The sequence below is a fragment of the Pragia fontium genome, assembly GCF_900638655.1.
GTDB classification, from domain to species: Bacteria; Pseudomonadota; Gammaproteobacteria; order Enterobacterales; family Enterobacteriaceae; genus Pragia; species Pragia fontium.
In genome coordinates this window covers 1,318,427-1,343,844 of record NZ_LR134531.1, presented here as the reverse complement: position 1 = coordinate 1,343,844, position 25,418 = coordinate 1,318,427, and the positions used below count along the sequence as shown (strand labels likewise).

36 protein-coding genes and 1 tRNA gene are annotated in these 25,418 nt (G+C 45.0%); 21 read left to right on the top strand and 16 right to left on the bottom strand.

The window, feature by feature from the left end; translation table 11 throughout:
- Position 1: 1 nt before the first annotated feature.
- From EL341_RS05745 to EL341_RS05700, 11 genes are all read right to left on the bottom strand, one after another.
- Positions 2 to 205: a protein ninH gene (locus tag EL341_RS05745; protein ID WP_126467269.1), complete on the bottom strand. Its 204-nt coding sequence runs from the start codon at positions 203 to 205 to the stop codon at positions 2 to 4.
- The gene (locus tag EL341_RS05740) at positions 205 to 561 is read right to left on the bottom strand and encodes a RusA family crossover junction endodeoxyribonuclease (RefSeq protein ID WP_126467267.1); all 357 of its coding nucleotides are present in this window, start codon (positions 559 to 561) and stop codon (positions 205 to 207) included. Before EL341_RS05740 ends, EL341_RS05745 begins: the two co-directional genes overlap by 1 nt.
- Positions 558 to 851 carry a DUF1364 domain-containing protein gene (locus tag EL341_RS05735; RefSeq protein ID WP_126467265.1) on the bottom strand — a complete coding sequence of 98 codons (294 nt, stop codon included), beginning with the start codon at positions 849 to 851 and terminating at the stop codon, positions 558 to 560. The genes EL341_RS05740 and EL341_RS05735 overlap by 4 nt, the downstream gene beginning before the upstream one ends.
- Positions 844 to 1,098, bottom strand: coding sequence for a hypothetical protein (locus EL341_RS05730; protein ID WP_126467263.1), 255 nt, complete (start codon positions 1,096 to 1,098; stop codon positions 844 to 846). Before EL341_RS05730 ends, EL341_RS05735 begins: the two co-directional genes overlap by 8 nt.
- Complete coding sequence (locus tag EL341_RS05725; RefSeq protein WP_126467261.1) at positions 1,099 to 1,542, bottom strand: hypothetical protein; 444 nt, start codon at positions 1,540 to 1,542, stop codon at positions 1,099 to 1,101. It lies immediately after the preceding gene.
- The gene (locus EL341_RS05720; protein WP_126467259.1) at positions 1,542 to 3,428 is read right to left on the bottom strand and encodes a toprim domain-containing protein; all 1,887 of its coding nucleotides are present in this window, start codon (positions 3,426 to 3,428) and stop codon (positions 1,542 to 1,544) included. The genes EL341_RS05725 and EL341_RS05720 overlap by 1 nt, the downstream gene beginning before the upstream one ends.
- A gap of 111 nt (positions 3,429 to 3,539) precedes the next feature.
- Positions 3,540 to 4,397 carry a replication protein gene (locus tag EL341_RS05715; protein WP_126467257.1) on the bottom strand — a complete coding sequence of 286 codons (858 nt, stop codon included), beginning with the start codon at positions 4,395 to 4,397 and terminating at the stop codon, positions 3,540 to 3,542.
- Positions 4,390 to 4,542, bottom strand: a complete 153-nt coding sequence (locus tag EL341_RS17580; RefSeq protein WP_164720441.1) for a hypothetical protein — start codon at positions 4,540 to 4,542, stop codon at positions 4,390 to 4,392. The genes EL341_RS05715 and EL341_RS17580 overlap by 8 nt, the downstream gene beginning before the upstream one ends.
- A gap of 20 nt (positions 4,543 to 4,562) precedes the next feature.
- A complete protein-coding gene (locus EL341_RS05710) occupies positions 4,563 to 4,829 on the bottom strand; it encodes a hypothetical protein (RefSeq protein ID WP_126467255.1) in 267 nt (88 codons plus the stop codon).
- A gap of 1 nt (position 4,830) precedes the next feature.
- A complete protein-coding gene (locus EL341_RS05705; RefSeq protein WP_126467253.1) occupies positions 4,831 to 5,286 on the bottom strand; it encodes a YmfL family putative regulatory protein in 456 nt (151 codons plus the stop codon).
- Between the two features lie 59 nt (positions 5,287 to 5,345).
- Positions 5,346 to 5,573 (bottom strand): transcriptional regulator, encoded by a 228-nt coding sequence (locus EL341_RS05700; protein ID WP_126467251.1) that lies wholly within the window; start codon positions 5,571 to 5,573, stop codon positions 5,346 to 5,348.
- 92 nt (positions 5,574 to 5,665) lie between these two features.
- Here EL341_RS05700 and EL341_RS05695 point away from each other — a divergent pair, with 92 nt between their 5' ends.
- The 15 genes from EL341_RS05695 to EL341_RS05625 all read left to right on the top strand — a co-directional run bounded on the left by EL341_RS05695 (position 5,666) and on the right by EL341_RS05625 (position 14,541).
- Positions 5,666 to 6,298 (top strand): LexA family protein, encoded by a 633-nt coding sequence (locus tag EL341_RS05695; RefSeq protein WP_126467250.1) that lies wholly within the window; start codon positions 5,666 to 5,668, stop codon positions 6,296 to 6,298.
- A 416-nt stretch (positions 6,299 to 6,714) separates the two neighbouring features.
- The gene (locus tag EL341_RS05690; protein WP_126467248.1) at positions 6,715 to 6,927 is read left to right on the top strand and encodes a hypothetical protein; all 213 of its coding nucleotides are present in this window, start codon (positions 6,715 to 6,717) and stop codon (positions 6,925 to 6,927) included.
- 191 nt (positions 6,928 to 7,118) lie between these two features.
- Positions 7,119 to 7,391, top strand: coding sequence for a hypothetical protein (locus EL341_RS05685; protein ID WP_126467246.1), 273 nt, complete (start codon positions 7,119 to 7,121; stop codon positions 7,389 to 7,391).
- 250 nt (positions 7,392 to 7,641) lie between these two features.
- Positions 7,642 to 7,938 (top strand): hypothetical protein, encoded by a 297-nt coding sequence (locus EL341_RS05680; protein WP_126467244.1) that lies wholly within the window; start codon positions 7,642 to 7,644, stop codon positions 7,936 to 7,938.
- Positions 7,938 to 8,759, top strand: a complete 822-nt coding sequence (locus tag EL341_RS05675) for a PD-(D/E)XK nuclease-like domain-containing protein (RefSeq protein ID WP_126467242.1) — start codon at positions 7,938 to 7,940, stop codon at positions 8,757 to 8,759. Before EL341_RS05680 ends, EL341_RS05675 begins: the two co-directional genes overlap by 1 nt.
- The gene (locus EL341_RS05670) at positions 8,759 to 9,346 is read left to right on the top strand and encodes a hypothetical protein (protein ID WP_232036591.1); all 588 of its coding nucleotides are present in this window, start codon (positions 8,759 to 8,761) and stop codon (positions 9,344 to 9,346) included. The genes EL341_RS05675 and EL341_RS05670 overlap by 1 nt, the downstream gene beginning before the upstream one ends.
- A 9-nt stretch (positions 9,347 to 9,355) precedes the next feature.
- Entirely contained in the window at positions 9,356 to 9,682 is a 327-nt protein-coding gene (locus tag EL341_RS17745; RefSeq protein WP_126467240.1) for a DUF1317 family protein, read from the top strand.
- Positions 9,666 to 10,808 (top strand): DUF4942 domain-containing protein, encoded by a 1,143-nt coding sequence (locus EL341_RS05660; protein ID WP_232036590.1) that lies wholly within the window; start codon positions 9,666 to 9,668, stop codon positions 10,806 to 10,808. Before EL341_RS17745 ends, EL341_RS05660 begins: the two co-directional genes overlap by 17 nt.
- A 279-nt stretch (positions 10,809 to 11,087) precedes the next feature.
- Positions 11,088 to 11,315 (top strand): DNA polymerase III subunit theta, encoded by a 228-nt coding sequence (locus EL341_RS05655; protein WP_126467237.1) that lies wholly within the window; start codon positions 11,088 to 11,090, stop codon positions 11,313 to 11,315.
- Positions 11,316 to 11,369: 54 nt separating this feature from the next.
- Positions 11,370 to 11,651, top strand: coding sequence for a hypothetical protein (locus EL341_RS05650; protein ID WP_126467235.1), 282 nt, complete (start codon positions 11,370 to 11,372; stop codon positions 11,649 to 11,651).
- Positions 11,652 to 11,705: 54 nt separating this feature from the next.
- Complete coding sequence (locus tag EL341_RS05645) at positions 11,706 to 12,002, top strand: hypothetical protein (protein ID WP_164720440.1); 297 nt, start codon at positions 11,706 to 11,708, stop codon at positions 12,000 to 12,002.
- 14 nt (positions 12,003 to 12,016) lie between these two features.
- The gene (locus EL341_RS05640) at positions 12,017 to 12,256 is read left to right on the top strand and encodes a hypothetical protein (protein WP_126467233.1); all 240 of its coding nucleotides are present in this window, start codon (positions 12,017 to 12,019) and stop codon (positions 12,254 to 12,256) included.
- On the top strand, positions 12,253 to 12,792 hold the full coding sequence (locus EL341_RS05635; protein WP_126467231.1) for a phage N-6-adenine-methyltransferase: 540 nt from the start codon (positions 12,253 to 12,255) through the stop codon (positions 12,790 to 12,792). The genes EL341_RS05640 and EL341_RS05635 overlap by 4 nt, the downstream gene beginning before the upstream one ends.
- Complete coding sequence (locus EL341_RS05630) at positions 12,789 to 12,998, top strand: hypothetical protein (protein ID WP_126467229.1); 210 nt, start codon at positions 12,789 to 12,791, stop codon at positions 12,996 to 12,998. Before EL341_RS05635 ends, EL341_RS05630 begins: the two co-directional genes overlap by 4 nt.
- Positions 12,999 to 13,383: 385 nt before the next feature.
- Entirely contained in the window at positions 13,384 to 14,541 is a 1,158-nt protein-coding gene (locus tag EL341_RS05625; protein WP_126467227.1) for a site-specific integrase, read from the top strand.
- A gap of 19 nt (positions 14,542 to 14,560) precedes the next feature.
- Here EL341_RS05625 and EL341_RS05620 read toward each other — a convergent pair.
- A tRNA-Arg gene (locus EL341_RS05620) sits at positions 14,561 to 14,637 on the bottom strand.
- A gap of 355 nt (positions 14,638 to 14,992) precedes the next feature.
- On the opposite strand from EL341_RS05620, the gene folD reads away from it, so the two are divergent.
- Positions 14,993 to 15,853: a bifunctional methylenetetrahydrofolate dehydrogenase/methenyltetrahydrofolate cyclohydrolase FolD gene (gene folD, locus EL341_RS05615; protein WP_047780492.1), complete on the top strand. Its 861-nt coding sequence runs from the start codon at positions 14,993 to 14,995 to the stop codon at positions 15,851 to 15,853.
- 70 nt (positions 15,854 to 15,923) lie between these two features.
- Here folD and cysS read toward each other — a convergent pair whose 3' ends face one another.
- On the bottom strand, positions 15,924 to 17,315 hold the full coding sequence (cysS, locus tag EL341_RS05610) for a cysteine--tRNA ligase (protein WP_074820858.1): 1,392 nt from the start codon (positions 17,313 to 17,315) through the stop codon (positions 15,924 to 15,926).
- A gap of 179 nt (positions 17,316 to 17,494) precedes the next feature.
- On the bottom strand, positions 17,495 to 17,938 hold the full coding sequence (locus tag EL341_RS05605) for a RidA family protein (RefSeq protein ID WP_197723516.1): 444 nt from the start codon (positions 17,936 to 17,938) through the stop codon (positions 17,495 to 17,497).
- Between the two features lie 603 nt (positions 17,939 to 18,541).
- Between EL341_RS05605 and ppiB the strand changes: the two genes are divergently transcribed.
- The 4 genes from ppiB (at position 18,542) to purK (ending at position 21,590) form a co-directional block, all read left to right on the top strand.
- Positions 18,542 to 19,042 (top strand): peptidylprolyl isomerase B, encoded by a 501-nt coding sequence (ppiB, locus tag EL341_RS05600; protein ID WP_047780490.1) that lies wholly within the window; start codon positions 18,542 to 18,544, stop codon positions 19,040 to 19,042.
- Positions 19,043 to 19,052: 10 nt separating this feature from the next.
- Positions 19,053 to 19,787 (top strand): UDP-2,3-diacylglucosamine diphosphatase, encoded by a 735-nt coding sequence (lpxH, locus tag EL341_RS05595; protein WP_047780489.1) that lies wholly within the window; start codon positions 19,053 to 19,055, stop codon positions 19,785 to 19,787.
- 229 nt (positions 19,788 to 20,016) lie between these two features.
- Positions 20,017 to 20,526, top strand: coding sequence for a 5-(carboxyamino)imidazole ribonucleotide mutase (purE, locus tag EL341_RS05590; protein ID WP_074820852.1), 510 nt, complete (start codon positions 20,017 to 20,019; stop codon positions 20,524 to 20,526).
- Positions 20,523 to 21,590, top strand: coding sequence for a 5-(carboxyamino)imidazole ribonucleotide synthase (gene purK, locus EL341_RS05585; RefSeq protein ID WP_074820846.1), 1,068 nt, complete (start codon positions 20,523 to 20,525; stop codon positions 21,588 to 21,590). Before purE ends, purK begins: the two co-directional genes overlap by 4 nt.
- A 77-nt stretch (positions 21,591 to 21,667) precedes the next feature.
- On the opposite strand, the gene ybbP is transcribed toward purK, so the two are convergent.
- On the bottom strand, positions 21,668 to 24,103 hold the full coding sequence (gene ybbP, locus EL341_RS05580; RefSeq protein ID WP_074820843.1) for a putative ABC transporter permease subunit YbbP: 2,436 nt from the start codon (positions 24,101 to 24,103) through the stop codon (positions 21,668 to 21,670).
- Entirely contained in the window at positions 24,100 to 24,786 is a 687-nt protein-coding gene (gene ybbA / locus EL341_RS05575) for a putative ABC transporter ATP-binding protein YbbA (protein ID WP_047780485.1), read from the bottom strand. The genes ybbP and ybbA overlap by 4 nt, the downstream gene beginning before the upstream one ends.
- Here ybbA and tesA point away from each other — a divergent pair.
- Positions 24,757 to 25,407, top strand: a complete 651-nt coding sequence (tesA, locus tag EL341_RS05570; RefSeq protein WP_074820840.1) for a multifunctional acyl-CoA thioesterase I/protease I/lysophospholipase L1 — start codon at positions 24,757 to 24,759, stop codon at positions 25,405 to 25,407. The two genes, ybbA and tesA, sit on opposite strands and share 30 nt — an antisense overlap.
- Positions 25,408 to 25,418 lie beyond the last annotated feature (11 nt).

Sequence of the window (25,418 nt, the reverse complement as noted above, 5' to 3'; positions counted from 1 at the left end):
ATCATGCTGCCGCCTTATCTTTACGTCGTTTGCCTGATGTTTTAACCATTAATCGACCGTTAATTACCGCGTGACCTTCCGCTTTAAAATCCCGTGAGTATTTTTTAACGGTATACCGCTGAACACTTAAAATATTTGCAACGGCCGATTGATTTCCTCTGGTCTTAACTAACAGATCGGGAATTGTTGAAATCTGAATATCCATCACTCTATCTCCGTAATTGTTATCTCCAATCGCCCGCCCTTTACTACTTCACCGCGTACGATACGAAGGTCGTCAATCAGGCTGTCATCGGCTATTACGCCGCATTGCGTCAAAGCATCCAGAGGAGCTTTGAATAAGTTGTCTAAATCGCGCTTAGCTCGCGTTGGTGGGTATGCTGTTATGTTTACGGATAAGCTTGATGACAGCATTAGCGCCATGCGATTAATCAGAACGTAAGCCGCCACTTCAGACAGATAGTTTCTCCCTTTCTGACTTTTAATCTTGCGACCACGGGCTACAGTGAATAGATTGTTATTCGTTGGAGGCCATGGCAGGGTTATATTGTAAGTACTCATATCTTTATAAAACCCTCCCGAATCCATATTGCCTGCGTTCTAAAAACACCTTCTGCATGCATTAATCTGAGTTCATCATGCGTATATGCCGTTTTAGTACGACCATCGATAGTGTCATGACAGCAGTTACAGCTAATTGCCGCCTGCGTATCAACTGGCTTGATTCCGGTACCGCATGTCCCCGCCAATCTTAAATGAGCTAAAACGGAGGTCTCCGGGTTGCCGTTGCATATACCAGGAATCCTGACTTGGCACTCTCGGCCTCTCGCCTCTTTACGTAAATTAGTCATGACGCACCGCCTTTTTCATTTCTGCTAGTTCCTGTTTCATGGCTTGATACTTAATAACCATATCCCGCGCTGATCTGACGTCATTCAATTTCTTTGCGCAGAACAGATACGCGGCAATGAGTTTACTCATGACCATATGTAGCTCTATCAAACGCTGCATGTTGATTAACACTGGTCCGTCATAGTGCTCATGGAGACCGCGAAGGTACTCTGTTATCACTACTTCGTCGTCACGAGTCAGTTCCATTTACGCCACCTGCTTTTGTTGTAATTGCTGATATTCACACCCGGCCGGAACAGCTAACATGCAACCGACATTGAGCGCCCAACCTTCGACCTGAGTCAGGTAGAAATGCATTGCTCCAGTATCTAAATCTGCTGTGTGCCGTAGCTCCTGTCGCGTTGTTCTCTCGCCGGTTACAACGTCCACCATTTCAATATCTTCATAACCCAAATAAGTGTGTTTCATTGCTCGTTTAACCCACTTTGGAGAACACTCTGTGCGACCTTTACTGATTAGGTATTTGCTCAGAACGTCATACCAAACGTGGCTTAAATCGTTCTGGCCTAAGCTACGCTTCTCTTTCCACTCACAAACTCTCACTCGATAGCGTTTACCGGTACTGATAAGCGTCTGTAGTGTTACGCCCAACTGTTGAAAGGTGTCTTTGTGTAAGCAGAAATCGTCCATTAGTAACCCTCCGTCACGTATTTATTGCGGAATTCTTCGTTGTATTCGTCGATTGGCATGTTTGCGATATAGCTAAATGATGATGCTGTTTCGGTCTGCAAAAACTGATGCGATACCGGCTCAAGATAAAGAGGAATGCCGCCCTCCCACCCCTCACCATTTCGCTGTTTCTCTAGGCTTAAAACCGATGCAGGGCCATTTAATGCAGATAGTTCTTTATCGTTTAGCTGCTCGCCAGCCTGTTGCTTTTGAATGGCTTTTTCTCTGGCCTTATTGCGCCAAATAATGAATAGGTTATCTGTCAGGTCGGTTATAGCGCCGGTACCCTTAACGTCCATTTTTCCTGTTGGTTTATCTTCGCTGTCACCTTTGCGGCTATGGGTAACAAGGATGATGTGTGAGCTTGTTTTGTTCTTAAAGTCACAGAGTGAGTCGATGAAAGCCTTCTGGCCGTTGTAGTCATCTTCACCAAGGCCGCACTTCATCAAGCTATCGATGATGAAAAGCTTTATTCCGTACCGGCGGCGAGCGTACTGGAATATCTCTAACAACCGATCGGCCTTGGCGGTACCCGTGAGGCCAAATAACCACAACCGATCATCATAAAATTTAAAGGCTGATTCGATTTCTATGACCGGCGGTTTAGTGGCGCAGCAGGCTTGACGAGTTAAACGTTTGAGCAGGATCGGAGGCTTGATTTCCAGTGAAGCAATGCAGGTTCTAACCCCTTGGCGCATGGCTTCAAGTGCCATATGTCCAACGACTTCTGTTTTTCCATGCCCGTTAACGCCGTTGACTAAAGACAGTTCAGAATCACGAAAAACGAAGTTATGATTTAACGGCTCCCACGGGCTATAGAACAGTCCTTTTTCTTTTGAGTAGAAAGCGTCAATAGTTTGCTGTTGGTACTCTCTTGCGCTGTATAGCTCTTCAGGATCGAAGTATTCAGAGCTTTCAAGAATATCGATAAGCTGATCGCTGGTCATCCCTGCTTGAAGACATTCGTTGATGTCTTTCTGTGGTAGCTTAACTAGGCGACAACGATGCTCTCCTAATCTGCTGGCGATTTCTTTTGCGGCTTCCTGCCCTACATCGTCGTTATCAAGACTTAGCCAGATTTCATCAAAACGGTCTAGGTTGTGATATTCGTATTCAATCCATTGCTGCTTAGCTCCTTTCCCGCCACCAAATGGAACTGATAGCGCTGGCAAGCCAAGTTCGTAGTAACTCATGCAGTCGATCTCACCTTCGCAGATAACGACGATACGGAGATTCTTTGGCATGGCCTGCCAGCCAAACAAGCTCGGTTCACAATCCTTTTCGGCCATGATGACTTTCTTACCGCTCGGGCGTTCTGAGCTGATCCGCTTCACTTGCAACAGCTCGCCATCTCTGATGTATGGGAATGCTACAGCCTTGAGCTCACGTCTCTCGTCATTGCTCCACACCGTAGCGTCTGTCGCCTTGAAAACATCTACTGTCTCTTTGCTGATACCTCGGCTTGAAAGGTACTCGTAACAATAGTTAGCCTTGCTTACGTGCTTCTTAATCTCTTGTTTGTTGGGTCGTGAGAATTTCTTTTGTTTGGCTTGAAAGTGGTGATCATCATCCTTGATCCCTAAGAACGCCTTAGCCTCACTCATGGCCTGATGTAGAGAGCAGTCATTCACGGCTACCCATAAATCAAGTAAGTCACCGGCAGAACCTTCGGCAAAATCTGACCATACCCGCTTACCCGCAAGATTAACCTTCAAGCTTTTACCAGCTTCACCACCAACGGAACCGGCTACCCACTCATGGCCGTCTTTCTTGCCATTTGGCAGTAAAAACTTAGCCACGCGATCGACCTGATTCCATAACATTTCAGACAATTCACTAGGGCTCATACAGACCTCAACTTTAAAAACTCAAACCAGAAACTCACTACGCGATCGCTAATTAGTCCGTGGTTATACCCAGCGACTAGAAGCGCTTTAATGCGTGACTTCATAGCGGATTTAGTAAAAAACATAACCAGACCCGCTCACGGTGATCGTGGATTTATTCGTCGTTGGTTCTGAACCCTGTTGAGGCTTCTCGTCCTCCCATCGCTTACCGTTCAGATAGGTCGTTGGGTGAAGCTTCTCGAATCCGAATTGTTTGCCTAGGCGTGATTTAATATCTTGAGCCAGCACAGAGGCGAACTGCTCAGGCGTAGCGCTGGTTTCTTTCCGGTACTCTTTGAACTGAGTTTTGAACGCTGATTTAGCCTTGGTCTTGCCAGACTTAACCATTCCTGCAATCCAGAAGATTTCCTCGAATGCTTTCTCGACTAGGTTTTCGTGTGAAGGAGTTTTACCCTCGACCTGAACTTGTTCGGGCAAAGTGTTTTTATTGTCTTTCTTGTCTTTTGTAATAGTGTCTTTTGTGTGTCCCTGCTTTGGTGACATCGCTGTCACTACTTTGGTGACATTTTCTGTCACCGTCTTGGTGTCACTGTCACCGAATTGGTTACACTCGGGTAAATTCCATTTCGATAAGTCTTTATTCGGTCCAATCATGCGACCATCACTAATCATTACGTTCATGGTAATTAGTTGGTTTTTCGCCTTATTGACTTTCTGTCTTGGTAATTTTGTTAGCTTTGAAATTTGGCTATCTGAAATGCGATCCATTTTTTTGTTATAGCCATATGTTTTGCGGCAAATGGCATGAGCAACCTTTGCCTGATTACGCGTTAGATTTGCTCCTATTAGCTCTTCATACAGCTCATTAGCTAATCGCGTATAACCATCATCGGTATTTGCCACGCGACTCTCCACGACCTTAATATCAGGTCTAATCGGTGTTACGTTGTCATAAGCTAAGTTACCCATTACGCTGCTCCTGTAATTTGCGAAACTCTGACGCGAGACGCTTACCGAATACCGGTTTATCTACGCAGATCATGAGCAACTCGTCAGGCTTATCAGAGCGCTGGGTAACGTTTTTTTGGTTGAACTTTTTAGGTTTTTTAGTCATAATTAAATCCGCTAGTAGAGTTAGAAAAGACTGATAGCCCGGCCAGCTGCAACTGTTCGGGTTTTCTTTTGCTTGATTGGCTTATCAAGCGTTGTTGTGTTCTTAATCGCCCATGCTTTAGCGTGTTGGTAGCAATCATCAAACAGCCCCCCCCTACGGCTTGCACCGCAGGCTTTCAGATAAAACTCAACACCTTTATGAGCCGCACCCTGTGCCACTGATAACGTGAAGTTTTCAGCTAATAGCTTCGTTACAATATTTTTTCGGATAAATTCTGTAGGGTTCATATCACTCATCTCTTGAGTTAACGCGAATTGTTGCTCTAACTTCAGCGTCGCGAGCCGCAAACTCGACATACAGCCCATCTCTAATGCTTTTAGCCTCTCGTTTATCAATAACGCCGTCATTAGCTATCGATTCGTACATCAACCTGTCTGTTTCGCCTCGTTTAACATCAGCGGATAGACTTAAGTTGTACAATTCAACATTATCTAAAACCTCAGTTTTGGGTATTTTTGAAATTACAAATCCCGCTCTCTGAGCAAAGTAATCAGCGACATAAGCTGTCTTTGTTAAGTCCTGCATTGCTTCCAATTCATCGAAATCAAAAAACTTAGTTCCGTTCTTCTCGTAAAGAGAGTTATTGAACGATCCGACATCGATTCCCATCGCTCCCGCCAGCGCAGACTTTCCACCGGGAAACGCTGCTATCATTTGCTTAACCATTTCTTTCTTATCTAACATCCTCACCTCCACTTAGTAGTTTTCTTAATTACTTCAATGCGGTACTGTTGCCTTATCTCTTATGTAGCTTGAAGTTCAGGCCAGATTTTTTGCCAGTCACTCGGCTTTAAATCTTTTCTAGTCACAGCTCCACCGGTTAACGATTCAATAAGAACGCAACGCTCCGGTGAAATAGCTGCTGCGCCAGAGGCCATTTGAGATAAAAATGAACTTGAAACGCTTAGTTGGCTGGCTAACTGCTTGGCTCCGCCGCGCTCAAGTCCTTCGATATAAATTTTTAGTTCCATAATTTACTCCTGATTGTTTAGTTGAGTTTATTAAATGCTAAACCGAAGGTCAAGTATTTGCTTGTTTATTAATTGCTAATCAAAATAGAGATATGGACATAAAAAAGATCAGGCAAAAACGCCTTAAGCATTGGTTTGCTGATAAAGCAATCCCGCAAAAAGAGAAAAGTTATTTATCTCAGTTGATAAACGGGAAAGCTTCGTTCGGAGAAAGAGCCGCAAGAAGGCTTGAGAATACTTACGGGATGCCAGATAAGTATCTTGATCAGGATCTGTATGATGATGCCGGGAACGTTAAGTACGTCGAGCGAACGACCAATGGCCGAGCATACCCTCTTGTTAGCTGGGTGAGTGCGGGGAGCTGGCTGGAAGCTGTAGAGCCATATAATGAAAATGACATTGATGAATGGCCTGCTACAACAGAAAATGTTGGGGATAATGCATTTTGGCTTACTGTGACTGGTGACTCAATGACAGCGCCATCCGGCCTGAGCATCCCTGAAGGTATGATAATTTTAGTAGACCCTTCAGTTGAACCGAAAAGCGAAAAGCTTGTGGTGGCAAAACTCCAAGATGAAAATAAGGCGACATTCAGGCGGTATATAGTCGAATCAGGGGTTCATTATCTTAAGCCGCTTAATCCTCAGTACAGGATGGTAGAAATCAATGAAAATTGTAAAATTATTGGCGTTGTTGTAGATGCCAAGCTCGCTAACCTCCCATAAGAGTCAGTTAAAACAGTATGGCCCGCCCACAGTGCGGGCTTTTTTATACCCATAAATCACAGCTCTATCTCCCCCCTTATCAAATCATACTCATCAAATTATTTTTCAAACTAAAGTCATTTTAAAATCATAAAGTTAACTAATTACTAAACCATTTGTTTATTTTTCACTTGACGATGAGTTTAGTGTTTAATAAACTCATTACATCGAAAGCAACCCACCGCCTCGAACCGCTCTTTAACATTGATGGAAAGTCGGAATTAATCACCCGCACAGCCTAGCCCCTGACGAGTCATACGACGTATCAGCGAGCGCGACCCGGTCGCTGAGAAGATTAGCCCTACACGAGAGTGAGAATAGGCGCGAAAAGGATAAGCAGGCTGGAACGGTGATTAAAGCGCAAAGAGTTATTACAAATGGTTCTTACGAGAGCCATTGATAATGACAACCTAATTGGAGGGGAGGCGATGAATTATAGGGTCGGTTATGAAATAGCAACTGAGCAAAATGAAAAGCTAAAGGCTCAAGTATCAGCACTATTAAGTGAGCTCGGCAGCGAAAAAAATCAAAACGCAGCGCTAAGCAAGCGGGTTGAAGAGCTTGAAAACCAATTGACGGGTGAGAAATGACATTACTTACATCGTATGACCCTATCGACGTGCTTCGATTTAATTACGGAATTGCTGAAAACGCGATAGCGGCAATGAAAAAATCAATAAGACTGAATTTTAAGTATCGAAACCACCCTGTTTGCAGGGCGCGAATAAAGTCAGCAATTAAGGTGATTAGAGGCCTGTTAACCACATTAGAGGGATAGAGGATGCCGACATATCAAGAGTTATACGAATTCATTAAGTCCCATTACAAACCATCAAGATTCGAGAATAGAAACGGAAAGGAGTGGGGCGAACGCTACTCTCATAACATCGCAAAGCATCATATGGAATCGCTGGAAAAATACGGCGAATCAAACATATCGCAACACGAGGATATTACAGGTCAGGGGCTTAAATTTAATACTGAATTGAAAATCTGCCGCGGTGAACAAGTCGAGTATCGCTCTAAAGCGGGAAATTTAACCCACATATTTTAACAGCTGATTAATAAGTCCAACCAGTCACCATAAGGTCGCAATCGCGGCCTTTTTTGTTACCTAAATTCGAGGTTCTTATGCGAATCGTTCCAACGGGAAAACGAATTAACGTGTTCGTCTGCGGACGTTCGCGTGAGTTCAGCAATACGAAAAAAGGCTTCTCAATAGCGCTTAGATGGGCTGCTGATGTTACTGGCGCTCTACTCTTCACCTTCTTCTTAATTATCGCGCTCAGCGCGGCGGAGGCTGTATGAATATCGACAAATTAGATAAACGAATCGCCGCATTCACTGACTGCGATATTGACGAAGTAAACGCACAAGCTGAAAGCTGGCACGGAAACATCACTAACGAAAACATTCGTAAGATGCTTAAACACTTACCCGGTTTCGACGCTGAACTGTTCGAGCAAGCTATTGAAGAGGACGCAATGAAAGATGAAGGGAGCTTAAATTATGCGCTTCACGCCCTTCTCTACCGCGTCAGTGAATTAGCACTAGCAAAGGAAGCGGAACATAAGAGCCACGAATTTGACGAGGTTGCTTAATGGAACCCGGCATATATTACGACATATCGAATGAGGGCTATCACGCTGATGAAGCCATAGGCTCCACGAGTGTAAAAGCTATCAGCGTTAGTCCTGCAAACCTTTATTTCAACCCATTCAAAGGCAGTAAGCAGGCAAAGATAGGAACAGCGATTCATGCCGCCCTGCTTGAACCTAACGTTTTCGAGCGTGATTTCATTCTTGATGAAACAATAAACTCCAGAGCATCGAAAGCATACAAAGAGCTAGCCGAAGTTGCTAATGAGGAATTTATATTCATCGGTAACGAAGTGGAAACAATCAACCGGATGATCGAAGCGTCAAAACTGAATGAAGACTTCATGGACTACATGAACACGCCCGGCAAGTCAGAAGTATCTATGTTCACCACCTGCCCTGAAACGGGACTAAAGCTTAAATGCCGATTCGATCGGATATCTGATCACCTATCTTATCCCTTAGATGTAAAGAGCTGTAATGATGCTTCTGAACGCGGGTTTAGCGTTGCGTTTGGCAAATTTCACTATCACGTTCAAGCGGCTTTTTACTTGTACGTATTGAAGCTGGTAACCGGAAGAGACTTAAATCAATTTTGCTTCTTCGCTCAAGAGAACAAGCCGCCATATCGAAACTGCATGTACTACATCGGCGAAGATTCGCTAGAGCTGGGACGAAAAACAATGATGACAGCACTATACAAGCTTAAAGCCTGTGTTGATGGCGACATACCAAAAACCGAGGGGGTTGTTTTGGCATCGGCTGAAATAAACGTCCCTAACTATCTATTTGATGACGATGAAGATGAAGAGGTATTCCTGTAATGGACTTATCAAGAACTGTTATCCCTAAATCAGACCAAATTAACTTTGAGGATGTTCAATCATCCAGTATTACCGCTGAAATAAAATCAGTACGGTCAGGCAATAAAGAGCAACCGGTATGGATTGATTTAATTGGCTTTGATGGTCGTCCGTACAAGCCATCTAAGTCTATGCGTCGCGTTCTTATCGGCGGCTGGGGTTCAGATGGTCATTCGTGGGCTGGCAAGTCGCTAACGTTGGTTGGTGACCCTAATGTTAAGTTCGGCGGTGTTGCTGTGGGTGGCATAAAGATTCAGGCAATGAGCCATGTTGATTGTGATTTTTCTATGATGCTTTCAGTGTCTCGCGGAAACCGCGCAGAGCATAGAGTTAGAAAGCTGGTTATTGAACCCGCTGTCACTATGACTCCAGAGGATAGCGCAACTTACGACGATATCATCAATCAGATGGGATTATGCCAGACAGCCAAAGAGCTTAAAGAAGTTGGTGAGCAGCTTAATTCCATCACTATTACTGATGCAGATAGAAAAGCAGCCGGTGAGGTTTACAAAGCCTGCTCAGAGAAAATCAAAAACGCAACAAGCTAGGGGCTGATTATGAACAGCGCCCACAATTCTATAACCGTAGGGCGGGTAACTCTGCCCTATTCCCAAATATCAAAAGGCTGGATAACGCCAGAGCATCAAGTCATTAAAAACCCAATCAAAGCACAATACTTCGCCGAGCAACTCAACACAAAGCTACTCACTCAATGGCAGCAATATGAAAAGGATTTCATCATGCAAGTTGCCGGAGAAATGCACATCAATGTTATCGCTGAAAAGCTAGAACGAGACATTGATGATATTAGGGCAATGGGTCGAGGATTAGGCTTGAGATTCGATTTAGAGCGATACCGGAGAAAACATGAATCATCTTATTGAAACAGAGGAATTCTTCGCGCCAGTGTCAGCGGATCTTGTTGATAACTTAATTGGTAGATATCGACAAATGAAACTCAATATTGAGAGCGTGTTCGAGTTTATTAATAACGGTAGTAACGCCAAGGCTATTTCGTACTTCTTACACGGAAACCGTGAGAGTGAGCGTTATATCCGTAAAGTTAATGACATATTTAAACAAGAGGGAGCCATAGCGCGACTTAACGCCGATTACTGGCAAATGGCTATGCGGTTGACAGATGTTTATGAATATATGCCAGCTAGTCGTCGTTCAGAGTGGGATAAACAAATTGAGGAAATGAAAACCCCAGATTTTGAAGAGGATACTGTCCGCTCAACTTTGACTGATTTACTGAATAGCCGACAGCAATTCTTTGGTGAACGTGTCGATGGTATTTTTCATGCCTTATCTGGTGAGCATGTTACAAACCAGCCGCAAGGTTTCGGTAAGAGAATGATCATTTGGGTGGAATACAGAAAGGAGCATATTACTGATTTGCGGCAGGTAGTAGCCAAGTTCATGGGACGCGAAGACGAGCCTAATTGGCAAAGTACCGAGCAATTATTAAAGGCGGCAGATCGTCAGTCGGTGCAGTGGATGAATATCGATGGCGGTTCCATGAGGATTCGGACTTATAAAAAAGGTACCGCGCATTTCGAAGTTCATCCTGATATGGCATGGCGTCTAAATGGTGTGCTGGCCAGCATGTATCCCGCAGCTATTCCCGCTGAATTCAGGCAGAAACCTAAAAAGAAGTTAAAGGATTTTGTGATGATGCAGCGACCCCTGCCTTTTGTCGCGTTACGGGCTTTGGGGGAAATGAAACGAGTTAGAACAACTACGTATCGAGGCTATCATAATGAGTTAGTCGAGCCGAAAACAACCAATTCTAACAGTTTTGAATTTCACTATAGTGTCGACAAACAGGTAAATGCAGAGGTTGGGCGAATTCTTGAGGCGATCGGGGCTGTTCGATTTACCCGCGGTGCCTATGAGGAGTTGCCTAGCGTCTACGATGATGCATGGAATGACCAGCGCATGGGGTTCAATATTGGCATTGAATTATGCCGTGAAACTATCGAGGCCCAAGGGCTAACGGTGAAGTGATATGGAAAACATCAAAGAATGGGCGTGCTTTATCTATTTGGCGGGGTTTACTGTGACCTTCTTAATGTGCGCTTTCGTTGATAGATGCGCTGGCAAAGGCGACCCCATAGGTTTCGCTGGCGCATTTACCATGTCGAGCGTATGGCCAGTATCTATTGCACTTACAATACCTGCTTTGCTTTTGTGGTTAGTTTATTCATGTATTGCTAACCCTAAGACCTAACACATTAGCATCCCCCTCCTCGCTCTGTATAATGTCCACACAAAGGAGACATTATCATGAGCCACAACTTAGCCGACCTGCCGAAAGAAGACCGCGAAAAAATCGACGTTGATTTACACGCGTCCGGCGTTGCTTATAAAGAGCGATATGGAATGCCGTTTAGTATGCGTGAGATTGAGAACTTAATCCCTACTCACCTACGTGATTATCTCACAGAACGTGTAGCATTTTATCGAGAGCGGTCGAAAACTCTCGGTAAGCTGCCGTATGAGCCAAAAGAATAGTAATTCTAAACTTTAAGTGTTACTAATTTAAGTAACTTTACTTGGGGGATTCTTATGATAGTAGATTATTTGTTATATGGCGCTGGATATAGTGGGGATTTAAGAAAATTTGAATATTCCCCAGAGACTATCGAATACATTGCTAAAGATGATCAGCAACATTTAAAGCATGGGAAAGAATTAAAGTATCAAGCTGTAAAAAACGTTACCTTTAAAGTCATCAAACACCCGCATGATGATGGAAAGTCTTATTTGCTCGCAGTTCATGAGCCGGCAAATTTAGCTGATGTTGGGGTGGCGATATTCAAGTTCAAACCCAGCCCATTTGAAGATTAATTATTAAGTCAACTTTAAGAGCCCTCCAAGTGAGGGTTTTTTAATGGAGTGAATATGACTAAACAATTAGAAGTTACAATGCCTGATAATAGTGTTTGGGCAGTGCCAGTTAGCATTATTGCTAGACATCGTGCGGAATACTACGCTCATGAGTTCAGCGGTGATATTGGTAGAAGTCTTGCAGAGGACACTATGATTCTATTTAACTCTGATCCATTCGAAATTAAGGATTGGGCAGCAAATAACATGAACTGGAGTAGCGTACAGAAACATGCCTCATTAATTTCTAAAGGGGAAACGGATTACGAGGAAGGTTGGGCAAACGGCGAAAAATGTGTAGTTGAAATTTAATGCCCGGAGGATTTATGACGCTGTTAGAAATTTTGATAGCAAAACTTGAGCGCTGGCCTGATCGATATCCTCACGCCGTTCAGGGTAGTGATGGCGCCGTTTATTTATCAGTTGAATTACCTAGATGGTCCGATGTTGCTGATATATGGGTAACGGGTTGCGAGTATATTCACATCAGTAACCTTGTATTTCAGGCTGCTAGTGACTACAAAACATCGGTAGTTAATCGCAGTGAATGGGAGAGCTCACGATGACTGACTTTGCCGGCAGTAATACAGCGCCGGAATTTAGAGACTTATGGCAAACTCCACCCGAAATATTCGCCGCACTTAATCAAGAATTCAACTTCACACTAGACGCAGCAGCAAGCCAATACAATCACCTCTGCCCTGACTTCATTGATGAGCAAACAGATGCATTAACAGTACCGTGGAATACAGCCGGATCAATCTGGCTAAATCCCCCATACAGCTCAATTCTTCCGTGGGTTAGAAAGTCACTAGAAGCAGCGGTCAGCGGTCACACAGTTGTTATGCTAATCCCGTCTGATACTAGCGTTGGTTGGTTTCGTTGGATTCGAGAGACTTGCTCAGAGGTTCGAATCATCACTGACGGCCGCCTGGCATTTGTTCACGCAGAGAGTGGGCGTAGGCAGACAGGAAACAATAAAGGCTCAATGCTCGTAATCTGGCGCTACGGCGAAATAGGCCGGTGCCGGATATCGTTTATTGAGCGTGAAAAATTAATGAGTATCGGATCTGAACTGATCAGTAAGGATAAAGCAGCATGAAAGAAACAATCGAATACATCAAAGAATACTTAGCTTATGACAATCTCTATCGCGGCATTACACCAGCATTGGCGCATCAATTAGCTAATGACTTGGTTAGAGATATTCAAGCCGGTGCTGTTCCAAATATCGTGTTTACAGAGGTAAACAATGGCATACGAGACACTCTGTTAAATCAGTCGCACGACGATGCGCCAAAGAACTAGCCGAAGCAATCCAAAAAAAACCACGTAATACCCCCCCAGACACAATAACCCGCCCGATCATCTTAAAGCATTACGCACCATTGGAAATTAAAGGCATCAAGCTAACTGAGCTTACGTGGGCGATCGGGGTTATTAACGGACAATTTAAAGAGAGATGAATGATGGATAAATACAGCTTAAGCAAAGCTGAGGCATGTTGTTTTCTCGGTATCTCTGGCCCGACATTTAATGAGTGGGTAAAAACGGGAAGGCTCCAAGCATCACGAAAAGATCCGAACAAACCTAAATCACCTTATCAAACAACTAGACAGGCATGTATTGCCGCGCTACAAAATCCAGTTTACGCTGTGCAAGTGAGCGCGGATGAACGGATGGAGAATAAACCATGTCAATCTTCCGCAGAGGTAAAACCTACTACGCGAGCTACTCGTTACCGGGTGGAAAAAGAATTAAAGAATCTCTTGGCACAGAGGACAAGCGGGAAGCTCAGGAGTTGCACGACAAACGAAAATCCGAATTGTGGAGGATCGACAAATTAGGCGACTTTCCTGATGTTACTTTTGACGAAGCTTGTTTGCGCTGGTTGGAGGAGAAGGCTGAAAAGAAATCACTTGATGATGATAAAAGCCGGATGGGATTCTGGCTTTTGCATTTTGAGGGGGTAAAACTTAGAGAAATTACGGAAGCTAAAATCTACCTAGCTATCAGCAAAATGGTCAATCGAAAGGCTGCTGGTAACTTTAAATCTAGAGCAATATCATTAGCGAAAAAGGGAAAGGAAATACCGACGTATCAACAAAAGCCAGTATCTACATCAACTAAAGCTAAACATTTGGCTTTGATAAAGTCGTTACTGAGAGCTGCTGAAAGAGACTGGAAGTGGCTAGAAAAGGCGCCTGTAATTAAGGTGCCCCAAGTTAGAAATAAACGGTTCAGGTGGCTTGAGGCTCATGAGGCAAAACGACTAATTGACGAATGCCCTGAGCCCCTAAAATCCATTGTTAAATTTGCTCTGGCAACAGGATTAAGGAGATCAAACATTCTTAATCTTGAATGGCAGCAAGTCGATATGATTCGCAAGGTTGCGTGGATTAACCCAGAGGACAGCAAATCAGGCAAAGCTATTGGCGTAGCTCTGAATGATACTGCTTGCAAAGTATTGCGCGACCAACTCGGCAAGCATGATACATGTGTCTTTGTTCATACTGAACCGGCGAATCGTTCAGATGGCACAAAAACACCCTCGGTCAGAAAGATGAGGGTTGATTCAAACTCGGCTTGGAATAGTGCTTTAAAACGTGCGGGCATAGAAAACTTCAGGTTCCATGACTTAAGACACACATGGGCAAGTTGGCTGATTCAGTCTGGTGTCCCACTGTCAGTGTTGCAAGAAATGGGCGGATGGGAAAGTATAGAAATGGTACGTCGTTATGCTCACTTAGCACCCAATCATTTAACTGAACACGCTAAGCAAATTGATAGCATTTTCGACGAGTCCGTCCCAAATATGTCCCAAGCTGGAAAATTATCGGGGGTTAAATAATGCAAGTGATTGATATTTATGGCGCCCCCAGCAGGATTCGAACCTGCGACCTACGGCTTAGAAGGCCGTTGCTCTATCCAGCTGAGCTATGGGAGCGTTGAAGTGATACCAAGATACCGGCTTAGCGCGGGATTTCTTGATGGGGTCGAATTATACGGCTCTTCTGTCCTCAGTCAATGGCTTTTACGTGTTAATTAGGCTGACACATGTATTTCAGTGCTTCACTGGACATAACTTAAGCACTTGTTATTACTTTCATTATTGAATATCGCTTTTTGTTGCCCTATTCACAACGCAATTTAAGCTCTGCTTCCACCGCTTATTAAGCCTGCATTCGTTTTTTTACTCAAAAAGCTGCCTAATTGATATTTAATCATAACTTACCCCTGACAGAACGCTTTGCTTCTGACAGAATATGAGCCCCGTCGTTAAAAAATGGATCTATTCTCAGATGTCAGCAAAGATTATTGATGGTAAGGCGATTGCTCAGCAACTCAGAACTGAAATTGCCGCAAGTGTTCAGCAACGTATTCAGGCGGGCAAACGCGCCCCTGGCTTAGCCGTTGTTCTGGTGGGCGAGAATCCAGCATCGCAAATTTATGTCAGTAGTAAACGCCGCGCTTGTGAGGAAGTCGGATTCCTATCACGTTCGTTTAATCTGGACATGTCCTGTACTGAGAATGAACTGCTCGAACTGATCGATTCACTGAATAACGATCCGCTGATTGATGGCATTCTGGTTCAGCTGCCGCTGCCTCAAGGCTTTGATAATATCAAAATTCTGGAGCGCATCTCGCCAGAGAAAGACGTCGATGGCTTCCATCCCTATAATATTGGCCGTTTGTGCCAGCGCACGCCTAAACTGCGTCCTTGTACGCCGCGTGGTATTATCACCATGCTACAGCGCTGTGAAATCAATACCTATGGTCTGGATGCATTAGTCATTGGTGCATCGAATATCGTTGGTCGTCCAATGGGATTAGAACTGCTGCTCGCAGGCTGTACAACCACCATCACTCACCGCTTTACGCAAAACATGGAACAGAAAGTCAGGGCTGCTGATTTAATTGTTGCCGCCGTAGGTCGGCCTGGTTTTGTTCGTGGGGAATGGATAAAACCCGGCGCAATTGTGATTGATGTGGGTATTAACCGGTTAGAAAACGGTAAAGTTGTAGGTGATGTGGAATATGACGTTGCTGCTCAACGCGCAAGTTGGATCACGCCAGTACCCGGTGGTGTCGGCCCGATGACCGTAGCAACTTTAATGCAAAATACTCTGCAAGCCTGTCAGGATTACCACGACCCGCTATAACTCTATTCAGGACGGGTCAACGTAAATAAAAAAAGCGCCTAATGGCGCTTTTTTTATCTCTGACTCAATACTATTTACGACGCCAAGTCGTCCCCTCAGAACTATCTTCCAGGATAATTCCCATCTCGGTCAATCGATTACGGGCAACATCAGCCTGTGCCCAATCTTTAGCCTGACGTGCATCATTACGCTGTTTAATCAGTGCTTCAATTTCAGCGACTTCGTCACCGTCCGCAGCATTTTGCCCAGCCCCTTGTAAAAAGGCTTCCGGCGACTGTTCAAGCAGCCCTAATACTGCCGCCAGACGACGTAACTCTGCCGCCAATTGATTAGCAGCAACCATATCTTCTGACTTCAAGCGGTTAACTTCTCGCGCCATATCAAACAGGATTGAGTAAGCTTCTGGCGTATTGAAATCATCGTCCATCGCTTCACGAAAACGCGCTTCAAACTCAGTATTACCTTGCGCCTTAACCGACTCATCAGTACCACGTAACGCGGTATAAAAACGTTCCAGCGCCGCTCTTGCCTGCTTTAAATTCTCTTCACTGTAGTTCAACTGACTGCGGTAATGACCGGACATCAAAAAGTAGCGCACCGTTTCTGCATCATAATGCTGTAGCACATCACGGATGGTAAAAAAGTTACCTAATGACTTCGACATTTTCTCACGGTCAATCATCACCATACCGGAATGCATCCAGTAGTTCACATACGGGCCATCATGGGCGCAGGTTGACTGTGCAATTTCATTTTCGTGATGGGGGAACATCAGGTCAGAACCACCGCCGTGGATATCAAAATGATCGCCCAACTGCTTGCCGTTCATCGCAGAGCATTCAATATGCCAGCCCGGGCGCCCTGCCCCCCACGGTGATTCCCAGCTTGGTTCACCTGGCTTAGACATTTTCCATAGCACAAAGTCCATAGGATTGCGCTTCACATCAGCAATCTCGACCCTTGCCCCAGCCTGTAACTGCTCCAGATTTTGGCGAGATAACAAACCGTAATCCGCATCAGTTTCTACCGAGAACATGACATCGCCATTATCTGCAATATAAGCATGGTTACGCTGTAGCAACAGTTCGACTATTTCAATAATTTCAGCAATATGGTGGGTAGCACGTGGCTCTATATCCGGACGAGCAATATTCAGTGAATCAAAATCCGCATGCATTTCAGCCAGCATACGCTCGGTCAGTTGCTCACAGCTTTCATTATTCTCTGCTGCTCTACGGATAATCTTATCATCCACATCGGTCACGTTTCTCACGTAGGTCAGGTTATAACCTAAAAAACGCAGATAGCGGGCAACAACATCAAAAGCAACAAAAGTCCGTCCATGCCCGATATGACACAGGTCATAAATGGTTACCCCGCACACATACATACCTACTTTATCAGCATGAATGGGTTTAAATTCTTCTTTTTGTCTGCTCAGGGTATTAAAAATCTTTAGCATTGGAAGCCTGTTACCGTTTGATAAATGAAATGGATGGATATATTGAAACCTGATTATCAGGGCATTGCAAGAGGAACCCCATGATTCATGAGGTATATATTGATAGATAGATAACATATTTCATTATGAAACCCTGCAAACTGGTTTCATAATGAAAAACAACTAAGGTTTAACGAGCTTTATTTTAACGCGATTCCTTCAATTTCAATCAGCGCGCCTAAAGGAATTTTACCCACCTGCAAGGCTGTTCTCACTGGAGGAGCACCGTTAAAAGATTCAGCATAGATCTTATTCATCGCAGCATAATCATCAATGTTGCTAAGATAAACATTCACTTTCACCAACTTATCCATTGATGAACCGCCGGCTTCCAGCACGCGACGTAAATTAGCCAGTGCCAATCGAGTTTGGGCTTCAATCCCTTCAACCAGTTTACCGCTAGTCGGATCAATCGCCAGTTGCCCAGAAGTAAAAATAAAGCCATTAGCCTCAATACCCGGAGAGTATAACCGAGAAGGTTCATCACCTTTTGGCATAATAACTTTACGTTCCGCGGCCTGGGACAGGCCAGTAAAAAACAATGCAGCACTTAATATCACGATCGCATAGGGTTTAGCTAACATAAATAAAATCCTCACTATTTATTTGCCACACTAACAAATGACATTGATTGAAAATGCTAATCCAGCTCGGTATCGATAATCAGCCTGCCGATTATCCGCCCCAAAGCCGTAATAGCATTGGCCAGCATTCTGCCCTGAGTATTAACACTCGGACAATTCCACATTATCACGATTAAAATAAGTACTACCGTTAATAAAATGCTTAATTATATTAAGCCGAGGTTCTGTCGGTTATTATCCTTTCAATCGACACTCAATATTCAAACACACAGCACAAGATGAAAAATGAAAAACCATTACAACTTGTGATACTCCTCTACACCATAAAATAGACAACAATACGATTAACAATCGAATAAAACATAACCAAATACCGATTAAAACCGATGACTCCATTCTATTATTTTTAACTTCTTGATAAGCCTGTAGCCGAAGCTGTCCGTACTAATCACCAATAAATGAATGAATAATTCACTCTTTACCATAAAAATAGGATAAAATTCTGATATACTAGATTTAGACATAATAAAGCAATAGGTGCAGCCGCACTCGCCTTCATATACAATTAGGCTTTGTTTTATATAACTACTTGCAGGATATTCAATGATCACTTTTCATACCAACCATGGCGATATCGTTATTAAACTGTTCAGCGATAAAGCTCCCGTTACAGCAGCAAACTTTTTAGACTATTGCCGCAGCGGTTTCTATGACGGCACGATATTTCACCGTGTTATCAATGGGTTTATGATTCAAGGTGGCGGCTTTGTTCCAGGTATGGATCAAAAAGAAACTAATGCAACCATCAAAAACGAAGCCAATAATGGTTTAAAAAATACCCGTGGTACATTAGCGATGGCGCGGACTTCCGCTCCGCATTCCGCGACTGCACAATTCTTTATTAACGTCGTTGATAATGACTTCCTGAACTTCCGTTCTGAAAGTGCTGACGGTTGGGGCTATTGCGTGTTTGCCGAAGTAGTAGAAGGCATGGATGTTGTTGACAAGATCAAGAGCGTTAAGACCAGCCGAAGCGGTATGCATCAGGATGTTCCTGTTGAAGATGTTATCGTAAAAAGCGTTACTATCAACGATCAAGAATAATTGATATTAGATGACTACGTTATTTATCGCCGATCTACACTTAAGCGAAAATGAGCCGGCAATTACTGCCGGTTTTCTCGCCTTTCTCCAGCGTGAAGCCATTCATGCTGATGCTCTTTATATCTTAGGCGATCTGTTTGAGTTTTGGATAGGTGACGACGAGCCGAATACGCTACATACTCAAGTTGCACAGGCCTTGTCCGAATTACATGACAAGGGCGTTCCTTGCTACTTTATCCATGGTAATCGTGATTTTCTTATCGGTAAGCGTTTTGCAAAACAAAGCAAGATGACGCTGTTACCAGAAGAATTGGTTATTGATGTTTATGGTGAGAAGATATTGATTCTGCACGGTGATACGCTCTGCACTGATGACCCTGGCTATCTGCGCTTTCGTAAATATATCCGTAATCCACTGATTCAAAAAATATTTCTCTCACTTCCGCTGTTCCTAAGACTAAAAATTGCTAATAAGCTGCGTCGCCAAAGTAAATTAAGCAATCGCACCAAATCATCGGTCATGATGGATGTAAACCAGCTAGCAGTGATTAAAAAGCTACAAGATCATAATGTTATTTACATGGTGCACGGACACACACACCGCCCAGCTATCCACGATCTAACGATGGATGGCCAAGTATCCAAACGGGCTGTTTTAGGCGCTTGGCATGATACCGGTTCCGTGTTTAAAATCGATGCTGATAACAATATCGAGCTAATCAGCTTCCCCCTTCAGGAAGATTAACCACGTTCTCCCGCCAGCGTTGAGTTTATTTTCGGTGTTTCTTCACTCATTTTTCATCATTGATAGTGACGCAAACGTTTTCCTTACCGTTTAGCCATGGTATTCTCTCCATCCTCTGTTTATAAATACCAACATGGTGATGATCTGACAAAATATGGCTTTATAGCGTAATGCCATGTTTGGTATTAAGATCTTAACTAACCTGCACGAACACAGGAGCATCACACCTATGCCAGCCAATGCTGCCAAGGCCAAAATTGCTATTGTTATGGGATCGAAAAGCGACTGGGCAACCATGCAATTCGCCGCAGACATCCTGACCGCCCTGAATATTCCATTCCATACCGAAGTTGTCTCAGCTCACAGAACACCGGATAAGCTGTTCAGTTTTGCTGAACAGGCACACAATAACGGTTTCGAGGTGATTATTGCTGGCGCCGGTGGTGCAGCTCATCTCCCTGGGATGCTGGCCGCGAAAACGCTGGTACCCGTTCTTGGCGTACCGGTACAAAGTGCTGCCCTTAATGGCGTAGACAGCCTCTATTCGATTGTTCAAATGCCACGAGGCATTCCGGTCGGTACGTTAGCGATTGGTAAAGCTGGCGCGGCAAATGCCGCCCTGCTGGCGGCTCAAATACTGGCTCTGCACGATAAAGAGGTCTATGCCCGCTTAGTGACATGGCGTCAAAACCAAACGGACGAAGTGCTGGATAATCCCGATCCGAGGGAACAGGCATGAAACCAGTTTGTGTACTTGGTAACGGACAGTTAGGCCGTATGTTACGTCAGGCCGGTGAACCCTTAGGCATTGCAGTTTATCCCATCGGACTGGATGCAGAACCGGAAGCCGTTCCCTATCAACATGCGGTTATCACCGCTGAAATTGAACGTTGGCCGGAAACCCCGCTAACTCAGGCTCTCGCTCGTCACGCTAGCTTTATTAATCGGGATATTTTTCCAATTCTGGCCGATCGCCTGACGCAAAAACAGCTGCTCGACTCATTGCAACTGGCAACAGCACCTTGGCAGCCATTAAGTCACGCTGATGAATGGCCATCCATTTTTCAACGTTTAGGCGCACTGGCGATTGTAAAACGACGTGTGGGTGGCTATGACGGTCGGGGCCAATGGCGCATCCGTGTTGATGAAACACAAAGTTTACCCAACCAAGCCTATGGTGAATGTATCGTTGAACAGGGCATTAACTTTAGTGGGGAAGTTTCATTAATTGGGGCTCGCAGCCACGATGGACGGTGCGTATTTTATCCTCTGACCCATAATCTGCATGAAGAAGGTATTCTGCGCACCAGCGTTGCTCTGCCAACAACGGATGCCCATTTACAGCGTCAAGCTGAAACCATGCTGAGCGCCATACTCAATAAGCTAAAATATATTGGGGTGATGGCCATGGAATGCTTTATTGTGGATGGCGAGCTGTTGATTAATGAACTGGCACCACGTGTGCACAACAGCGGACATTGGACACAAAATGGGGCTTCTGTCAGTCAATTTGAGCTGCACCTGCGTGCCATTCTCGACTTGCCAATGCCACAACCTGATGTCTCTTCACCTTCAGTGATGATTAATCTTATTGGTACCGAGCTGAATCCACAGTGGCTCTCTCTGCCGCTGATTCACCTGCACTGGTATGATAAAGAAGTGCGTGAGGGGCGTAAGGTCGGCCATCTGAACTTAAATCATCCGGATAAGCAGGTATTAAAACAAACCTTAAGCCAGTTAAAACCGATGATGGAAGACGTTTATTACTCAGGCATTGACTGGGCTAGCGATAAACTAAGCTAGGCTGATGCAGTTATCCGGCTTATCCCGCAAGAAACAGGGATAAGCCGACACCACAATCTTGCTAACTTCTGATTCAATTACTCCTGATAGCGCCGATACAAAGCCTGTCCTTTCAGCAAGCTAATACCCAGCCATCCTCCACACAGCGAAAGTAAAGCCGCACAAATCAGAGGCAGCGTCACCCACATCAGCACATTCGGCTGCCATGGGAAATCAAACACCTTATACTGTAGCCACCACAGAGATACCTCAGCACCGATCGCCGCGGTAATACCCGCCGCCAGCCCCAACAAAGCAAACTCACTCCATAAGGTATTGCGTAATAATCGTTTTCCCGCCCCTAAAGTGCGGTACACCACCAGCTCTTGCCGCCGCTGACGCATCCCGACCTGAACCTGTGCTAACAACAACAGCACACCACAAACGATGACCAACGCCACCATCGTTTCCAACGCCCGTCCAACCTGTTGAAACACCGTTGATATTTGCTTAAGGATACTACCAATATCCAACAGACTTAAGGTTGGAAATTGACGATTAAGCTGGACTAAAGCGGGTCCTTCCTGCTGATAACGAAAGCTGGTTAAAAACGTCTGCGGCAGGTTATCCAATGCCCCTTCAGGGAAGATAAAATAGAAATTTGGCTTCAAACTTTCCCAATCTACCCGTCGAAAACTGGATATCGTGGCGTCAAACACCTGTGTATCACCGCTAAACGTCAGCCTATCGCCAATAGTTATTCCCAACCGTTCAGCCAATCCCTGATCGATGGACACTTCCCCTACCTTCGGTGGCCAATTTCCTTTGGTGACCAGATTAGGTGAATCTTTATCTGCTGCCAGCCAGGTTAAGTTCAATTCACGGTTAACCGCTTCACTACCGGGATCGTCCTCTTTAACCAGTTTAGTGGCTTCCTGCTGATTAATCTGAGTTAAGCGCACGCGAATAATCGGATAAAACTCACCGGGATTAATATCATGCTCAACAAAAAACTGTTTAAGCTCCGGTAGCTGCTCCTTCGTCATATTCATCACAAAATAATTTGGGCTACCGGGTGGCAGTTGCTGCTGCCAGCGATCGAGCAATTCACCTCGCAACATAAACAGTAGTGCTAACAGCATAAAAGAGAAGGAAAACGCCGATAGCTGACTGGTTGTTACCCACGGTTGACGCAACAGCCGATTAACGGCCAGCCTTAATGCCAAACTTTTTAGCGTAATACGGCGTAGCAACAGTAGGCTACACCAGCCCAACGCCCCTAAGGCCAGGGAGAGAACGAGAATGCCTAGCAGCGCACCCCACCACATAGGATTAAAGCCCACTAATATCGCCAGCAGCAATAACACTATACCGAGAACTATTGGCAGGTAAATCTTCAGCGGCCAGATATTGGATACAGTATCTTCACGCAGCACTTTCAATGGGCGGGTCGCTAATAACTGTTTATAAGGCCGTAACCCAATAATCAGTGAAATAAACAGTAATGCGCCCAGGCTCCAGAACCACGGCCATATTCCTGCCGGTGGTAACGCTCTCGGGAGAATCGGCGCCAGTAGAACCATTAATCCTTTCTCAAATAACAGCCCCATTGTGCAGCCGACAACGGCGGCCAGCGTTAGCACCGATAACCATTGACCAATAATCAATTTACGCAGGGAATGCCGACCAGCTCCTAGCGTTTTAAGCACCGCAATCAGATTATGGCGGCTACGACAATAGTGACTCATAGAAACAGCCACCGCAGCGACGGACAGTAACAACGTTAAAATAGCCGATAAAAGTAAGAAATTTTGCGCCCTTTGCAAAGATTTCCCCACCGCGGTACCGGACTGCTCCATGCCAAACCAACGCTGGTCTGCTTGAAGCTGTGGAGTAATAAACTCACCAAACTGGTTAAGATTGTCTTCCTCACCGGCAAACAAATAGCGATAGGTTAAGCGGCTTCCCGGTTGAACCGCTCCGGTTTTATCAATATCCGCATAATTGATCAGCACTCTGGGCGCGGTCTGGAATGGATTGAAACCAGAATCAGGCTCCTGAATAATCTCCCCGGCAATGCGTAAAGTCGCATCACCGACTTCCAGCATATCCCCCACTTTACTATTCAACAGCGCTAGCAAACGCGGCGCAACCAGCACCGTGCCTAACTGCGGTTTGATATTTTCAGGTGAGGTTTCCAGTGCACCATACAGCGGATAATTAGTATCCACTGCTTTAACTGAAGCCAGCAACGGAATATCGTTAGCATAAGCCATCGTCATAAAAGAGAGCTGACGGCTAACGGAAAGCTGCTCTTTTTCTGCCTGCTGTAACCACGCCACCGGTACTGGACGACTGGCCGTCAAAACCCGATCCGCAGCAATAAAATCCCGGCTTTGCTGATTCAGCCCCTGCTCCATCCTATCGCTAACGTTACCCAGCGCTAATACACAGGCCACCGCCAACGTAAGAGAAAACCAGACGATCAAGAGTGAAGGAGAACGCCACTCTCGCCAAAACCAACGCCAGATCATGACTCCTCCCACAGCTTACCGTCGCGTAAGCGCAGCCTTCTCTGGCAGCGGGCGGCCAGCGTTTCATCATGAGTGACTAATACCAGCGTTGTGGCATAGTCGCGATTCAGAGAGAACAGTAAATCAGCAATTTTCACCCCGGTCTGGCGATCGAGATTACCGGTTGGCTCGTCAGCAAACAGGATTTTCGGACGACCGATAAAAGCCCGAGCGATTGCCACACGTTGCTGTTCGCCTCCGGAAAGTTGTGCCGGTAAATGATCAATACGCTGCCCTAAACCAAGCTGCTCAAGCAGTTCCATCGCCTGCGCTTTACTGCTCCGTTCATTATCACCACGCAGCAATGCGGGGAGCTGAACGTTTTCTAACGCAGTCAAGGTAGGTACCAGCATAAATGATTGAAAAACAAAGCCAACATTACTGGCCCGCAGAGCCGCTCTGGCCTCTTCATCCATACCGGGCAGTGATTGCCCCAATAGCCTGACATCCCCATCGCTACCGTCGTCTAAACCGGCAAGTATCCCGAGTAAAGTCGATTTACCCGAGCCTGACTCACCAATTAATGCTATTGTTTCCGCAGATTTGACAACTAACTCAACTCCGGTAAGGATGTTGAGCCTATGCTCTCCTTCACCAACGAATTTATTTAAATGATGAACTTCAAGAACATTATTTTCAGGCATATCCCGATCCTTTTATTACTGGGATTGTCATCAATGCGCATTGCGGCTGCAGATACGCTACTTATTCTGGGCGACAGTTTAAGCGCCGGTTATCAATTACCTATTCAGCAGGCGTGGGCAACGCGGTTATCTGAACGCTGGAAAAATATCCCTAACGCCCCACAAGTCATCAACGCCAGCATCAGTGGAGATACCGCTGCGCAAGGTCTTGCTCGCTTACCTGAATTGCTAAAAACGCACCAACCACGCTGGGTTCTGATTGAACTGGGCGCCAACGATGGGTTACGTGGTTTTCCAACGGCGGATATAGAAAGGGATTTAACACAAATTATTACATTAGTTAAACAAGCTAATGCACAGCCACTGTTAATGCAAATACGTATTACGCCAAACTATGGCCGCCGCTATACTGATGCCTTTACAGCAATTTACCCTAAGCTAGCTCAGGAAAACCAGCTCCCCCTGCTGCCTTTTTTTATGGAAAAAGTCGCCATAAAACCAGAATGGATGCAGTCTGACGGTCTGCACCCGACGGCTGAAGCTCAGCCATTTATCACCGATCTTATGGAACAAGCGCTGGCGCCTTACGTGGGTCTTAATGTACAAAAAACGGCCGAATAAGCCTTTAACGG